The following is a 16,396-nucleotide window of genomic DNA, read 5'->3' as shown; positions in this document are numbered from 1 at the left end:
TAGATATTACTCAAGACCGTGGTCGAAAATACCCTGGCCAGTTGGCTTGGATGGCGAGACGCGGCCAAGCTGTAGGGCCGGGATCAAAGCGTCGAGTGCGCCTGCGGGCAGTGTCGCAAAGGCTTTTGCGGCCGCGAGAAACGTCTTGCGCTCGCTGTCCGATAGGTCGTCCATCGTCAACGTATCGAATTTGTTGGCATAGTCCTGCCATGTCCAAGGGTGATTGCCGTTGGGATGTGCATCGGCGACGCCGCGTTCACCAGTGATGACCTGACCATCGTCGAGCGTCACAATGATCTTGCCGCCAAAGGCGCGCTTGGCTGGGTTCGGATCGAGATAGCGGATAGTCCAAGATGGCTCTTCCACGGTAGCGATCTTGTGCCAGAGCGCGACTGTCGATGCCGTCCTCGCCCGCTCGCGAGTGTAGGAGTTGACGTGGTGCCAGTTCCGGTCCTCTAGCGCGACTGCAAGGATGTACATGATGGAGTGGTCAAGCGTCTCACGGCTCGCTTCTGGATCCATCTTCTGCGGATCGTTGGCGCCAGTGCCGATAACGTTATGGGTATGATGGCTGGTTTCGAGCAAAATATCTTTGACCTTTGTCAGGTCTCCGATCTGCGCGGATAAATCAATAGCAAGATCGATGAGGGCTTGTGCCTGATATTCAGCGGAATGGGCTTTGGTATAAGTCTCCATGATACCGCGTGGGCTCTCACCGACAGCTGGGAGCGAGACTTCGTAGGCTTCGTTCTTACCGCCAAGCATCCAGGCGAGAACCGACTCTTCGCCTTCGTAAATTGGCGACGGCGAGGCTTCGCCACGCATGGCGCGGTCCACGCACTCGGTGGCGAGCTTGCCCGAGAAGCCCGGCACATAGGCCTTCCAGGAGCTGATCTCCCCCTTGCGCGATTGGCGTGTGGAGAAACTCAGATGTACCGCTTGGTTGACCGCTTGGAAGATGATTTCCGTCGGCAGGCCAAGCATCGCGCCGATACCAGCGGTCGTTGCTGGGGCCAAATGCGCGACGTGATCCTTTTTATACTTGTGCAGAGAAATTGCTTTCACCAGAGCGACATGCACTTCGTAGGATACGGCGATGCCGCGCGCCAAAGCGCTTCCATCAAGTCCCATCTGCTGGGCCACAGCGATCAGAGGCGAGATCGCATCGCCGGGATGCGAATAGTCGGCAGCCAAGAAGGTATCATGGAAGTCCAGCTCACGAACCGCAGTGGCATTTGCCCACGCGGCCCATTCCGCATCGACCCGCACATCACTGCCAAGTCCATAAACCGTTGCGCCACCTTTGCGCGGATGGGCTAGAGCCATCGCGCGTGCTGCAGCCACAGGCGCACGATTTATCGCCGCTAGGCCGACACTGGCGTTGTCGACAATACGGCAGGCGATCATGTCGACCACGTCGGCATCAAGCGGACCGCAATGCGCGGCAAACGCTGCGATATGCCAAGCCAGTTGATGCTCGCGTGGCAGATTTGCGGCGGAAGGGTGAACTTTTACGCTATAGGTATTCATGCTCGGAAAATTTTCCAATTCAGATAATTAGGCGTTCGCGCGAAGGCGCTTAAGCACAATGGGCAGTGCCAGAAGCAGCACGGCGAGAGTGATGAGAACGGCCGAGAGCGGGGTCGAGATCAGGACCAGCGGATTACCCTGTCCGGCCGCAAGCGCGGTGCGCAGCTGTGTTTCGGCCATGGGGCCAAGGATCAGGCCGATCAGTACGGGCGCGATGGGGAAATCATAGACCCGCATCACATACCCGCCCAGCCCAACGACCAGCATAATGGTTAGATCCATCCATGATCCCGCCAGCCCCCAGACACCAATCATGGCGAAGACGAGAATGCCGGCGTAGAGCTGTGGGCGCGGAATGCGCAGCAACTGCACCCACATCCCAACCAGAGGCAGGTTCAGCACTAACAGCATCACATTGCCCACATAGAGCGAGGCGATTAGGCCCCAAATCAGGGCGGGATTAGAGGTGAAGAGAAATGGGCCTGGCTGTAAGCCATAGTTCTGAAAGGCTGCCAACAGCACTGCCGCCGTTGCGGAGGTCGGCAGACCAAGGGTGAGCAGCGGCACAAGAATGCCAGCCGCAGCCGCGTTATTCGCTGCCTCCGGCCCGGCAACGCCTTCGATAGCGCCTTTGCCAAATTCTTCGGGATATTTGGTGAGCTTGCGCTCAAGTGTATAGGACAGCATCGTCGGAATTTCCGAGCCGCTGCCCGGCAAAGCACCCATTGGGAAGCCGATCGCTGTACCGCGAAGCCAAGGCTTCCAAGAGCGTGCAAAGTCTTGCTTGGTCATCCAGAGCTGACCCTTGATGGGGGCCATGACGCCGGGCGTGCTCCGATAGCGGCTCGCGACGTAAAGGATCTCACCCACAGCGAAAAGGGATACCAAGACGACCGTCAGCTGAATGCCGCGTAAAAGCTGCATGTTGCCGAAGGTGAGGCGCGGTTGCCCGGTCATGGAGTCGATGCCGATGACGCCGATCGCAATGCCGAGGAATAATGAAATGAACCCACGGGTGCGGGATGTGCCCATCACCACGGCAACGGAACAGAACGCCAATGCCGTAATGGCAAAATAGTCCGTTGGCTTGAAGTAGAACGCTAATTCCGCCACGGCCGGAGCGGCAAATGTCAAAGCAAGCGTCGCGATGGTACCGGCGACAAAAGAGCCGATAGCAGCAGTTGTCAAGGCGGCAGCGCCACGACCAGCACGGGCCATTTTGTTGCCCTCAAGGGCCGTCATCATAGACCCGGCCTCGCCAGGCGTATTGAGCAGGATCGAGGTCGTCGAACCGCCATACATCGCGCCATATAGTATGCCGGCGAACATGATGAAGGCGGAGGTTGGCGCGAGTGCGGTGGTGACAGGCAGGAGCAGGGCGATCGTCAACGCCGGACCGATGCCGGGAAGAATGCCTATGGCGGTGCCTAGAAGCGAGCCTATCAAAGCCCACATGAGATTCGTTGGCTGCAGCGCAACGCCGAAACCATTCAAAAGAAGCTCGAAAGTTCCCAAGACTTACACTCCCAAAGGCGGGAAGAACCGGCCAAGTTGCAGGCCCAACTGCTTGAACAAGAACCAAGCGGCGCATGCCAGAGCGATGCCGCAGACCAAGTCGAGCATCCAGCGGCGCGAACCAAAAGCGTTAGCAACGAGTACGAACGACAGCGTAGCGGTAAACGGCATACCCAGCGGACCCATCGTCCCAATCGGCAGGGCGACGGCGACAAGTGCGGTCAAAAAAGCGCGCTTATCCATCTTGTTCGAGCCGTCCGCGTCTTCCGCGTCCTGCGCTTCAAAGCTTTCGCCGTTGCGGATTTGGAGCATCAGGATAACACCCAAAATAAGGAGGGCGGCACCAGCTATTGTTACGAAAAGGCCCGGTCCAACAGCGGCGTAGCGCGCACCTTGCGGTAGGCCGAAACCGGCATAAAGCCAAACCAGACCGATCACCATCAAGCCGATGCCAATCCAATAGGGTTTGGCGGGGGCAGCCGCTGCGCTGCCCCCGTGAGTTGACTTTTGACCGTCAGTTGACAAGACCAGCGTCCTTCAAGATCTGGCCTTGACGCTCCGTTTCCTCAGTGATGAAGGCGCCGAACTCGTCACCGGCCAGGAAGAAGTCGTCCCAGCCCTGTGCTGTGAGGACAGCTTTCCAAGCATCGCTCTGCGAGAGCTTGGTGAAGTTCTCTACCCAAGATGCGTAGTTATCGTCTGGAGCGCCCGGAGCTGCCAGAATGCCGCGCCAGTTTGCGATCTCAACGTCATAGCCTGCCTCGTGGAAGGTCGGGACATCTGGTAGATTGCTACGGCGTTCAGCTGAGGTGACGCCGAGGATTTTGATGCGTCCTTGCTCGGCGAATTGAGCAAATTCAGACGTGCCCGAAACACCTGCAGCCAGTGTGCCATTGACGATCGCGGTCACTGTTTCAGCGCCTGACGTCTGCGGAATATAGTTCAGATCGGCAACTGGGATGTCGCCAGCTTGGGCGAGCAGTGCGAGCGAGATGTGGTCAACACCACCAGCAGAGCCACCACCGAGCGCCGCCGCACCAGGGTCAGCCTTGATGCCTGCGACGAGGTCTGCAAGCGTATTGTAAGGCGAGTCAGCAGCAACGGCGATCACCAGATACTCAGCGGTCAACCGGGCAACAGGGCGGAAGTCTGCGAGGTTGATCGGCGAGTTATTGAGCTGGATTGCGCCAACGGTGATGGCCCCGAATACCGCCAACGCGTCAGGCTGGCCAGAAGATGTGCCGAGGAATTCGGCAAGACCCACTGTGCCACCAGCGCCGCCAGTGTTGGTGAAATTCACACCACCCGTGTAGATGCCAGCGTCGTTGAGTGCTTGGAACGCTTGACGGCCGGTGCCGTCCCAGCCGCCGCCAGGATTTGCTGGCAGCATGACGTTAACCTGAGCGCTAGCTGCGTTAGTCCCCAGTGTTGCAATCACAGCTAATGTCGCTAGTGTTTTTGTAAAATGCATATTTTCCTCCCGAACAGACTGTCTCTGCAGGCTTCCCTAGCGCAGACTGTCCATCTGTTCATTCTGTCGACAGAACTGACTTTGAAATCAGAACAAATACGCCATAAAGTGTCAAGGTATGAATTTGTGTCGACATAATTCGCAGTGTGATGCCGAAATTTAGCTTCGGCGTATTCTGCAGGGGGAGCACAATCAGCATCGCTCATTTGCAGAGCTTGGACTGGCTTTATCTCGGTCTTGCCGGCTTACTTTGTTGGTATAACGTCTCCATTCCGCAGTGGAATAGGTGCGGGTCTGCAGACCTGCTGCGGCGATCAAAAAGCACGAAAAGGCAGAACGTAGCGATGTTTGATGCACCAAAGGTCTGCCGCATCCCATCAGCCTAACGACGAGCAGTACTCCCCGCGAGTAACTTACTGAATTAGAGGGGATATATCGCTTTGGATTATAGGTAGCGAGGGGCGTGCGTCTTAACCTCATTTGCTATGTCTCAGCCTATACATCTCTATGAAAAGTGGCTGGGCCCGGAAGAAGCTGCAGGTGCGTAAGCGCGGCGGCCGCAAACGTGCATTGGGAACACGGCGTCCGATCATCGTGCCCGACCAGCCCAATCAGCGCTGGAGCCGGGACTTAGTCAGCGATGCTGTGACCGATGGCCGGCGGTTCCGGGTGCTGACACTTGTCGGTGATCACACAAGGGAATGTCTTGCCCTGATCGTGGACACGTCGCTCTCCCGCAGGCGGGTGGTCCGCGCGCTCGATGCCGTCATTGCACGAAAAGGTAAGCCGTACACGGTGTTCAGCGACAACTGCACCGAGTTCACCAGCATGGCAACCCTGCGCTGGTCTCGGGATCGGCAAATCGATTGGCACTACATCGCACCGGGCAAGCCCATGCAGAACGGCTTCATCGAGAGTTTCAACGGCAGCTTCCGCGATGAGTGCCTCAACGAAATACTGTTCTCGTCACTGGCCGAGGCCAGGACCCGGACCAGCGAATGGAAGGACGACTACAACGACCATAGACCGCATTCCTCGCTGGGCAATCTCACGGCTAGCAAATTTGCCAGCAATCTGGCACCGGAAAAACAGGCCGCTTAGGGCCAAACATCAACTCAAGGACTCTCCGTAAAACCGGAGGGGACTTTGGGGGCGGTGTTCGGCATCAGCACCTGTGTCTCAGAATTGGGTTTGCGATTTAAGGAGAGTTCTGGTCTCGTCTGAGTGACGAAAGACCCAGAATGACGACGAAAACAACGAAGACGAAATCATCCGCAGAGCAGGTTGTGAAGTGTAAGCTGCAGGTGCTTTCGGGACATCTTTCTGTCTGATTATAGCTTTTCTCGGAGGGCCTCGTAAGGGGTTTTTCCGTTGAACGCGCCGTGCGGCCTGGCGAAGTTATAGAACCGTTCCCACTCGTTCAGTTTCGCCTCGAGATCAACATCGCCCTTGTAGCTGAGCAGCTGGTAGAACTCCTGTTGATCTGACCGGTGCGATCGTTCGACCTTGCCGTTCAATTGCGGCGTACTGCGCTTGATATAGGCATGGCGGATGCCTTGGTCTTCGACATGCCAATGGAACTTGGCCTGGAACTCATGGCCATTGTCGGTTCGGATCTCGCGAATTCGAAACGGGAAAGTATTGATGATGTGGTCAACAAAATCGATCGCGCTTGCCTGGGTGTGCTTCTGGTAGATTTTGAGCGCTCGCACCCGGGTCGCATCATCGATGGCAGTGAACTGAAAGCGCCGGACCTTCTCGCCACTTTCCCCCTTAAATGTCAGGAACTTGACGTCCATCTGAATATGGTGGCCGGGAACCTGCTTGTTGTATCGCTTGGTGTGCACCTTGCGCAGACGGGTACCGCGCGGCAGCCGATTGACGCCATTGCGTTTAAGCATCCGCGAGACCGTGGCGTCTGAGATTTTAATCCCATGGTATCGGGCCATATACCAGACGATCCGCATTGGGCCGAGGTGATACTTGCTGCGAAGGTGGAGAACTTTCTCCTCGATCTCGATTGGTATGCGATTAGCATGCCATTTGGGGATTGGCGGCCGGTTCACCAGACCGGCCTCACCGAGCTTCAGATAGGCAACACGCCACCGGTAAAAACTGCTGCGGCTGACGCCGAAGTATCGACAGGTCTTGGCGACCTGACCCGTATCTTCTGCGTGCCTCAGAACACGAAGCTTGCGCGCAATCTCACGTTGTTCCTGGTTCATGAATACCTCCTTAGCTCAACAAATGTCAGCTTATTGGAGATGTCCCGCGAGTACCGACATATCTACAAATGATTTACGACAGACTGACCGAGCTGGCCGGTTGCACCGCTGACAAGGATCATGACACACTCCTCAGAACCTGATCCGAGGGTAGGACCTTCGCCGTTAGGAAGAACTATCAAGTTGTATAGTCGTCTTGGCCCTTCGCTAGAGAACCGAAATGTCCCGCGTTAGGCATCAGATGGAGGTTGAGCCTGAAGAGCACGATCTGTGCAAGAAGGCCTTTGTTCTGTCCATTCGCGACGCACTTAATGTCGTCAGTGGCAGTGGAAGCTAGCAATCGTTTGCACTTTACTGAGCGGTCCCAAGGGCTTCGCCGATATTGAGCGCCTCTTGGCCACCATCTCCCCCCGCATGCTCTCGCGCGAATTGCGCGAGTTGGAACTGAACGGCGCTATTGCCCGCTCCGGCGCGGAGGGAAGTATAGGCAAGTATGAGCTCACCCCATCCGGCAAAAAGCTGGAGGAAGTGGTCACTTTGCTTGCCCGCTGGGGGCAGGAGCATCGCGCCAGCGAGGCAAGCGCTAAAGATGCGGCGACTGATAAGCCACTGCCATCAAGTGAACCATTGAGAAAAATCGCACAAGCGCGCTGATCGGCACGACTGAGCGCCCTCCATTCTGCTGCCGCCATGCCGCACAGGACCGCAACCATGTTCCGCATCTGAGCGTTTGATCAGAAAGGGAGCAATTTGGCTTTTAGTGCCGTCCCGAAATCTGTGCAGGACCACTTGTAAACCCGACAATTCTGTCCGGGCAGCGAGTGTGACGGTAATGCTGCGAACGTCTCGCTGCAATTCGAACGCCACATGGGAATAAAGATTCCTCCAGACGATCCGGGTTTGGACGATGCTGCTCCTCCTCGCTTTTGCGCTCGGAGCCGCAGGGATTTCGCCTGCACTGAATTAAGCGCTGATCGGTAGGAACACCGCAAACCATTTCAGCGCGGAATTGCTTGACGCCTAGCTTCTCACCCCCGGCGCATTTTCCGCCGGGCGCGGTCGTTTTTTCGAGGTGACGTGCGTATGACTAGGCACAAATTCGCTAATCCGTGGGACGACGCTGCGCCGGTGCGCGAGGAATTATTCGGCATCGAGCGACTGGAACAGCACGCTCGCAGTCTGGCGGCAGCTCAAAGCATTACTTCGCGTCCGCCGTCCGTTTTCTCTTTGCATAGACGGCTGAAACAGAACGCGTCCGTATTATTGGCCGCCTATCGCAGCAGCGCACATGAGATCGAAAGTGACCGCGCCGTAGTACCGGCCGCAGAGTGGCTGCTGGACAATTACCATCTCGTCGACGAGCAAATCCGCGAAATCCATGATGATCTCCCGCCGAATTACTACCGCCAGCTTCCCAAATTAGCCGATGGCCCCTTTGCTGGCTATCCCCGCATTTTTGGCCTGACGTGGGCCTTCGTCGCGCATACAGACAGTCACTTCGATCCCGCGTCCCTGACGCGCTTTATTGCGGCATATCAACAGGTCCAGCCACTCACGATTGGTGAACTCTGGGCTGTCGCGATCACATTGCGCATCGTCCTGGTCGAGAACCTGCGGCGCCTTGCGGATCAGATCACGGTGGGACGCAGTGCTCGACTGGAAGCGGATGCCTTGGCTGACTCGCTGCTCGCCGAGGACACCAAAGGATCATCTGCGGTCCGCATGCCGAGTGCTGAGCTGTCGGAGTTGTTCGCAGCGCAGTTGGCCAAACGTTTGCGTGACCGCGATCCTAGGACCACGCCTAGTCTTGGCTGGCTCGAAGATCAATTGGCACGCCAAGGCAGTACGATTGAAACAGTTGTGCAGCATGCCCAGCAGCGCCAGGGCGCTTCCAATGTCACTATTCGGAATATCATCACCAGCATGCGGCTGATTTCCGATATCGACTGGGGGGAGCTTGTCGAAAGCGTCAGTCTCGTCGATGCATGCCTGTCTGATGGTAGCGACTTCGCTCAGATGGATTTCGCGTCACGCGATCTCTATCGCAGCGCAATCGAACTATTGGCGCGAGGCTCGACATTCACCGAACTCGAGATCGCTCAGGCCGCTTTGGCGCTCGCGAAAGATGCAGCCGAACAAGCAGGCTCTCCGACAGAAGCGGATCGGCTGGGCGATCCGGGATATCATCTGATTGATCACGGTCGCCGGGCGCTTGAACGCGCTATCGGATTTCGTCCGAATGCTCAGCTCCACTTTGGCCGGACGATGGGGACGATGGGCATAGGCGGCTATGTCTTTGCCATTTCTGCAGTAACACTCGCGCTTGTTGCCTCACTCGGCTGGATAATGTCGGCCTCCGCAGTGCCTTCAATGCTGCTCTTTGCATTCTTAGTTCTGGCAATTGTGCCAGCGAGCGAAGTTGCAGCAGCGGTTGTCAATCGCACGGTTAGTGTCGGCGTTAGTGCGGCAAGGCTTCCAGGTTTGGAACTCGCCGCTGGCATTCCGAGCGAATTGCGGACACTTGTTGTCGTGCCCACAATGTTGATCGACCAAGCCCAGTTGCTCCAAGACATCGAGCAGCTTGAAGTTCACTATCTGTCTGGCGCTGGTGGAGACATCAGTTTTGCCCTCCTGACAGACGGTCTCGATGCAGAAACTGAAGCTGTTGAAGGCGATGAAGCGCTGTTGGATATCGGCCAACAGGCTATCTCTGCCTTGAACACGCGTCACGGTCCGGGTCCCGCTGGCGATCGCTTTTTGCTCCTCCACCGCGCTAGGCGATTTAACGTGGGCGAGGGCCTTTGGATGGGCTGGGAGCGCAAGCGCGGCAAGCTCACAGAACTCAACTGGCTTTTGCGCGGCGCAGGCGACACCAGTTTCGGCACGCCCCACGTGCCGGCGGATGTCCGCTATGTGATCACCCTCGACGCGGATACCAAATTGCCTCGCGAAGCGACTGTGCGGCTTGTCGGTAAAATGGCTCACCCGCTCAATAGGCCGCGCTTGAATGCTCGTGGAGACCGGGTTGTGGATGGTTACGCGATTATCCAGCCGCGCGTCGCCACGTCGTTGCCGATTGGTCAAGACAGTTCATTGTACCAGCGGGTGTTTTCGGCGCCTGGGGGGATCGATCCTTATGCGGCGGCGGTCTCGGATGTGTATCAAGATCTCTTTGGCGAGGGGTCCTACACCGGTAAGGGCATTTATGACGTCGATGGGTTCGAGGCAGCGTTGGCTCGACGCATTCCGGAAAACACCATGCTTAGCCATGATCTGTTCGAGGGCATTTATGCCAGAGCGGGCCTGAGCTCCGACGTCGAAGTCGTCGACGATTTCCCGACCCGTTATGATGTCGCTGTGCGGCGACAGCATCGTTGGACCCGCGGCGACTGGCAACTGCTGCCTTGGCTGGTTAGGGATGGCAAGCTCCCCACTATCGGGCGCTGGAAAATGCTGGACAACCTGAGGCGATCACTGGTTGCGCCGACGGCGTTATTTGCCTTGTTCCTTGCCTGCCTGATGACGGAGCCAGCGAATGCAATTGCGAGTGCCGCAATCCTTTTGGCCCTGATCATTCCAGCCTTTGTGCCAATTCTCTTCTCGATCTTGCCGCACAGTCCTGGGTTACAACTGCGCTCGCATCTGTTCGGCCTCGCACGAGATTTCAAGTTGGCAGCGCTGCAGGTTGGACTGGGCCTGGCCTTTCTTCCTGATCAAGCGTGGCGCAACGGCGATGCAATCGTGCGCACGCTGTTCCGGCTGACCGTCTCACGTAAACACCTGCTCGAATGGACAACGGCGGCAAGTGCGGGCCAGCGCGCGCGATTGACGTTGCTCGGGTTTTATCGCGACATGGCGAAAGGAACAGCTCTGGCCATATTGCTGTTCGCGGGAGCGATGGCGATTACGCCCACCTCTTTGCCGATAGCGCTGCCTTTGGTGTTGCTGTGGCTTGCCGCACCGGCCATCGCATTTTGGACCAGCCGGTCCCCGGCAACACGCCCAGATCGAGACTTGGGTTCGAGTGATGCCAGATATTTACGGCTGATCGCGCGGCAAACTTGGCGGTATTTTGAGACCTACGTCACGCCGCTGGAGAATATGCTGCCACCGGACAATTTCCAAGAAACACCGGTGCCCAGCGTCGCGCATCGCACATCTCCCACTAATATTGGGCTCTACCTGCTGTCCGCCGTGGCTGCGCGCGATTTTGGCTGGACCGGTACTCTCGAAACCATCGACCGGCTGGAGAAAACCTTCGCGACGCTCGGCCAGATGCGGCGTTTCAACGGGCATTTTTTCAACTGGTATGACACGCGCGATCTGCGTGTCCTTGACCCGGCCTATGTCTCTTCGGTCGACAGCGGCAATCTCGCCGGGCATCTCATTGCGCTTGCCAATGCCTGCGCCGAATGGGCCGAAAGTGCGCCTTTAGACACGAGACAGGGACTTATGGACAATGTGGTGCTCGCCCGGAAGGCGCTGGCATCATCACCGAGCCCGTCAGACCCAACAATTTCTTCCGTACTGGACGAAATCCAAGCGCAGCTGGAGACGCAACAGTCCTTCGATACACTGCTCCCAACCCTGCTCCGGCTATCAGAAAAAGGGCTCAAGCTGGTGTCGTTGCGATCCTCGGTCACTGACATTGGAGCGCCTAGTGATCTCGCCTATTGGGTATTAGCGTTCAATCGGCGCATTGTTGAAGCCACGCGCGACCGGCGCGCTTTGCAGACTGATCCTAAAGCGTTCCACGCCCGGCTGATCGCACTGGAGACTATCGCTCGCAGCATCGCTCTCGATATGGATTTCGCTTTTCTCCTCGATCCAGACAGGAAACTGCTTTCCATCGGATTTTCGCTTGCTGACAATAGGCTAGACCTGAATTGCTATGATCTTCTGGCGTCAGAAGCCCGCCTTGCCAGCCTGTTCGCAATCGCTAAGGGTGATGTCTCTACCCGACACTGGTTCCGGCTCGGGCGCACGGCAACGCCGTTGGGCAATGGCTCGGCATTGATCTCCTGGTCGGGGTCTATGTTCGAATACCTGATGCCCTCGCTGGTCATGCGTGCGCCAGCGGAAAGTCTCCTCGACGCCACCAATCGACTGGTCGTCGCGCGTCAGGAGGCCTATGGCCGCGCCCGCAACGTGCCCTGGGGCATTTCCGAGTCGGCATACAATGTCCGCGACTACGAGTTCACCTATCAGTATTCCAATTTTGGAGTGCCGGGGCTCGGCCTTAAGCGTGGCCTGTCGAGCAATATGGTCATTGCCCCCTATGCGACGGGTCTGGCTGCAATGGTTGACCCACGAGCCGCAATCGAGAATTTCCGGCGCATTGAACGCATGGGCGCACGTGGCACTCATGGCTTCTACGAAGCGCTTGATTTTACGCGTTCCCGACTGCCGGACGATGATGATTTGGCGATAGTTCGAAGCTACATGGCGCATCACCAAGGGATGACGATTACTGCCATTGCCAATGTGCTGAGCGATGGCATCATGCGCGCACGCTTTCATCGTGAACCCATGATCAAGGCGAGCGAGCTTCTGCTCTCCGAGCGCGTGCCACGGGACGTTGCCATTGCCCGGCCACGCGCTGAAGAAATCAAGGCAGCCTCCGAACTGTCGGTAAACATGAGCCCAGTGGTGCGCAAACTTGCACTGCCATATCATGGGGCCCCAATTACGCATTTACTGTCCAACGGCCGCTATACCGTGATGCTGACTGCCTCCGGTAGCGGTTACAGCCGCTGGCGAGACATCGCCATCACTCGTTGGCGCGAAGATGTGACCCGCGATGACTGTGGCGCCTTCGTGTTTTGCAAAGACCTACGTACAGGCTTGGTCTTCTCAGCGACGCAGCAGCCGATGAACGACAGTGCTGAGGCATCAGTCGAATTTGGCGAGGACCACGCTCAATTTCGCCGCCACGACCAAACAATGACAACTGAAATGGACGTCCTTGTGTCTGGCGAAGACGACAGCGAGGTGCGGCTGGTTTGTTTCACCAATAGCGGGCGTCGCCCTCGTGACATAGAAGTGACCTCCTATGCCGAGCTTGTCTTAGCCGCAGCGGTCACAGACGATGCGCACCCGGCCTTCGCCAAGATGTTTGTTCAAACGGAATATCTGTCCGAGTTTGGTGCTCTCGTCGCGACGCGGCGGCGACGGTCGCCGAGTGAACCTGAAATCTGGGCGGCTCATTTCGCCGTGGTTGAGGGTGAAGTGCTGTCCGACCCACAATATGAAACTGACCGCTCCCGTTTCCTGGGGCGCAACCGCTCTCTGGGTGATGCGGCGGCGATCCACGACAACCAAGGGCTATCCGGCACCTTAGGGCCTGTGCTCGACCCCGTGTTCGCACTGCGTCGACAGCTGCGCATTCCGCCGGGCAAAGTCGCGAAAATCGCCTTCTGGACTGTTGTCGCGTCCTCGCGTGTTGAATTGCTTGAACTGATCGACAAGCACCACGACCGGAGCGCCTACGAACGGGCCAGAACCCTCGCCTGGACCCAGGCACAAGTACAACTACACCATCTCGACGTATCTCTGGAGGAGGCAGCTGACTTCCAACGTCTCGCAGCACCCATCCTCTATGCCGATCCGGTTTTCCGACCCTCTTCAGATGCAATTATGGCAGGGGCAGGCCCCCAATCGGGACTTTGGCCGCACGGCATCTCGGGCGATTTGCCAATTGTGTTGCTGCGCATTGACGCCTTGGAAGACATGCCTCAGTTGCGCCAGATGTTGCGGGCGCACGAGTATTGGCGGATTAAACGGTTGGCCGTTGATCTTGTTATCATCAACGAGCGCGGCTCTTCCTATGTCCAGGACTTGCAAAACGCCATCGAAGCGGCCCTACGGTCCAGCCAGTCCAGACCTCGCTATAACAACACCCCCGCGCAGGGTAACGTCTACTTACTGCGTGCCGATCTTTTGGGGCTTGAAACGCGCAATTTGCTCCAGGCGAGCGCGCGTGTGGTGTTCCTCGCGCGGATGGGATCCATCGCAGACCAAATTGCAAACAAGGCGAGCAAAACTCCACCGCTTAATGTGAAGCCTTTCATGCCCGCGCAGGCCTCCTCAGCAGAGACGGTCGCTCTGCTCGACGACCTCGAATTTTTCAACGGTCTTGGCGGGTTCGCTAACAATGGAACGGAATATGTGACCGCGCTCGACAATGGCGCTACGACGCCTGCACCTTGGATTAACGTCGTCGCCAATGAGGGTTTCGGCTTCCAAGTTTCCAGTGAAGGCAGCTTTTACACTTGGGCTGGTAATAGCCGTGAAAATCAGATCACGCCTTGGTCAAACGATCCCGTTAGCGATCCCGTTGGCGAAGCGATCTACATAAAGGACGAAGTGTCCGGTGCTCTTTGGAGCCCGACCGCGCGGCCGATTAGAAACAAGGGACGCTATCTCGCTCGCCACGGCTACGGCTATTCCCGCTTTAGCCATCAGGCTTATGGCATCGAAAGCGAGCTCGTCGCATATGTTCCGCTTGTCGATCCAGTGCGGATTTCCCGCATGACTTTGACCAACAGATCCCAGCGCGTCCGACGCCTGTCGATCACCAGCTACACTGAATTTGTGCTCGGCACTCAGCGCGGCGCGACCGCGCCTTTCCTCCTGACCAAAATCGATGCGGAGACTGGCGCTATCTTTGCCACCAACAAATGGGCGACCGCCTTTGGTGGCCGTGTCGCATTTACCGATCTGGGCGGTCGCCAGACGGCCTCCACTGCAGACCGCACCGAATTCCTTGGACGCAATGGCAGCACGGCGTCGGCCGCTGCCCTCTCGAGCCAGACAGGCCTTAGCGGGACAGCTGGCGCGGGCCACGACCCCTGCGCGGCGCTACAAACCAGCATCGAACTTGCGGTTGGAGAGAGCATCGAGATTGTCTGCCTACTCGGCCAAGCTGGAACAGAAGAGGAGGCGCGGCAGCTGATCGAGCGCTATCGCAGCGCTGATCTCGATGGCGTCTTGGCCGAGGTTGCCGCACACTGGCACTCCATTCTCGGGGCTGTTCAGGTGAGAACGCCCGACCGGGCGATGGACATCATGCTCAATGGCTGGCTGCTGTACCAGACGCTGGCCTGTCGCATCACCGCGCGTTCGGCCTTCTACCAGGCCAGTGGTGCCTATGGTTTCCGTGACCAGTTGCAAGATGGAATGGCGCTCTCGCTTGTCCGTCCGCAAGATAGTCGTCATCACATATTGCGCGCTGCTGGCCGCCAATTCATTGATGGCGATGTCCAGCATTGGTGGCTACCGCATTCTGGCCAAGGCGTGCGCACCCGCATTTCCGATGACTGCGTCTGGCTTGCATTCTCCGCCGCTACCTATGCTATCTCGACCGGCGATGCGGATATTTTCGATGAGCTTGTTCCCTTTATCGAAGGCCCAAAACTGGCCGAGGGCGAACACGACAACTTTTTCCAACCTATGATCTCGGAGCGTTCGGCATCCTTGTTCGAACACTGCGCGCTCGGCCTAGATTTAGCGATCAAATTGACCGGTCAGCATGGCCTACCACTCATGGGCACCGGCGATTGGAACGACGGGATGAACCGCGTCGGAGAAGACGGAAGAGGCGAAAGCGTCTGGCTCGGCTGGCTTCTTATTCGCGCTCTGGATCTCCTGATGCCGTATGCCGACATCCGCGATCCCAAAAGGGCCAAACGCTGGCGACTGCACAGCACCAAACTCAAGGCCGCTCTCGAGCGTGAAGCATGGGATGGGGCATGGTATCGGCGTGCAACCTTCGATGACGGCTTTTGGCTAGGGTCGCAATCCAGCGACGAATGCAGGATCGACTCCATTGCCCAGTCTTGGGCTGTGCTGTCGGGAGGCGGCGATCCCATTCGCGCCAGCGTCGCTATGAGCTCCCTCGATCGACACCTCATCCGTCCGGACCTGGGCTTAGCGCTGCTTTTCACTCCACCCTTCGACCAGACGCCGCGCGATCCCGGCTATATCAAGGGATATCCGCCCGGACTTCGCGAAAACGGTGGCCAATATAGCCACGCCGCAATGTGGGCCATTCTGGCCTTCGCCAAACTGGGCCAGGGGAAAAAGGCGTTCGATCTCTTCGCGCTGGTGAACCCCATAAACCATGCGCTAACCCCAGAAGCAGTCGCCCTTTACAAGGTTGAACCATATGTCTTGGCAGCCGATGTTTATTCGGTGGCGCCGCACACGGGGCGAGGCGGTTGGACGTGGTACACGGGTTCTGCCGGATGGATGTACCGTGCCGGTATCGAAGGCATTCTCGGCATCAGCCGCGAAGGCAACACCCTTATCATCGACCCGTGTCTTCCTGCCGATTGGCCTGGCTTTTCCGCCGAGCTGACCGTGGCTGGCACACGATATGAGATCACCGTGCACAATCGCGGCGGTGATGCAGATAGCTTACCCAACGCAGTTCTCGATGGGGTTGCATTCGCCCCTCAAGGCAAGGTCGTCCGGCTACGACTGGACGGGGGGACGCACACCTTATCTATCACCCTCCGGCCAGTGCCCAGATAGTCGCGCTCGTGGCGCGGCTATCGCAAGGGTGGCGTTAAAGGTCCCTGTTCGACATCAGCACCTGTGTCTCAGAATTGGGTTTGCGATTTAAGGAGAGTTCTGGTCTCGTCTGAGTGACGAA

6 protein-coding genes and 2 pseudogenes are annotated in these 16,396 nt (G+C 57.6%); 3 read left to right on the top strand and 5 right to left on the bottom strand.

Translation table 11 applies throughout. The annotated features are described in order from the left end of the window. Nucleotides 1–6: 6 nt before the first annotated feature. Genes H4N61_RS16375 through H4N61_RS16360 form a run of 4 tightly spaced genes read right to left on the bottom strand, consistent with a single transcriptional unit; the run spans nt 7 to nt 4,516 of the window. Nucleotides 7–1,530, bottom strand: coding sequence for an MmgE/PrpD family protein (locus H4N61_RS16375; protein ID WP_182394496.1), 1,524 nt, complete (start codon nt 1,528–1,530; stop codon nt 7–9). 27 nt (nt 1,531–1,557) lie between these two features. After that, on the bottom strand, nt 1,558–3,045 hold the full coding sequence (locus tag H4N61_RS16370) for a tripartite tricarboxylate transporter permease (RefSeq protein ID WP_182394495.1): 1,488 nt from the start codon (nt 3,043–3,045) through the stop codon (nt 1,558–1,560). Nucleotides 3,046–3,048: 3 nt separating this feature from the next. After that, nucleotides 3,049–3,570, bottom strand: a complete 522-nt coding sequence (locus tag H4N61_RS16365; RefSeq protein WP_248306128.1) for a tripartite tricarboxylate transporter TctB family protein — start codon at nt 3,568–3,570, stop codon at nt 3,049–3,051. After that, a complete protein-coding gene (locus H4N61_RS16360) occupies nt 3,560–4,516 on the bottom strand; it encodes a tripartite tricarboxylate transporter substrate-binding protein (protein ID WP_169197046.1) in 957 nt (318 codons plus the stop codon). Before H4N61_RS16360 ends, H4N61_RS16365 begins: the two co-directional genes overlap by 11 nt. Before the next feature lie 528 nt (nt 4,517–5,044). On the opposite strand from H4N61_RS16360, the pseudogene H4N61_RS16355 reads away from it, so the two are divergent. After that, nucleotides 5,045–5,617, top strand: a pseudogene (locus H4N61_RS16355) (integrase core domain-containing protein); the annotation flags it as partial. A 230-nt stretch (nt 5,618–5,847) separates the two neighbouring features. Here the strand turns inward: H4N61_RS16355 and H4N61_RS16350 are convergent. Then, complete coding sequence (locus H4N61_RS16350) at nt 5,848–6,741, bottom strand: IS481 family transposase (RefSeq protein ID WP_182394494.1); 894 nt, start codon at nt 6,739–6,741, stop codon at nt 5,848–5,850. Between the two features lie 336 nt (nt 6,742–7,077). On the opposite strand from H4N61_RS16350, the pseudogene H4N61_RS16345 reads away from it, so the two are divergent. Together H4N61_RS16345 and H4N61_RS16340 are read left to right on the top strand one after the other, a co-directional pair. Further along, a pseudogene (locus H4N61_RS16345) lies at nt 7,078–7,395 on the top strand (helix-turn-helix domain-containing protein); the annotation flags it as partial. 429 nt (nt 7,396–7,824) lie between these two features. Further along, on the top strand, nt 7,825–16,275 hold the full coding sequence (locus H4N61_RS16340; RefSeq protein WP_182394493.1) for a glucoamylase family protein: 8,451 nt from the start codon (nt 7,825–7,827) through the stop codon (nt 16,273–16,275). The last annotated feature ends 121 nt before the right edge of the window (nt 16,276–16,396 follow it).

The organism is Devosia sp. MC521 (assembly GCF_014127105.1).
In the GTDB taxonomy this organism is placed as follows: domain Bacteria; phylum Pseudomonadota; class Alphaproteobacteria; order Rhizobiales; family Devosiaceae; genus Devosia.
The sequence above is the reverse complement of the archived record's forward strand: the minus strand, read 5'-3'. Positions and strand labels throughout refer to the sequence as shown.

What these genes read in the sequence shown, in the direction of transcription:
- H4N61_RS16375 (WP_182394496.1), bottom strand. Translation starts at nt 1,530, where the DNA reads ATGAATACCTATAGCGTAAAAGTTCACCCTTCCGCCGCAAATCTGCCA.
- H4N61_RS16360 (WP_169197046.1), bottom strand. Translation starts at nt 4,516, where the DNA reads ATGCATTTTACAAAAACACTAGCGACATTAGCTGTGATTGCAACACTG.
- H4N61_RS16350 (WP_182394494.1), bottom strand. Translation starts at nt 6,741, where the DNA reads ATGAACCAGGAACAACGTGAGATTGCGCGCAAGCTTCGTGTTCTGAGG.
- H4N61_RS16340 (WP_182394493.1), top strand. Translation starts at nt 7,825, where the DNA reads ATGACTAGGCACAAATTCGCTAATCCGTGGGACGACGCTGCGCCGGTG.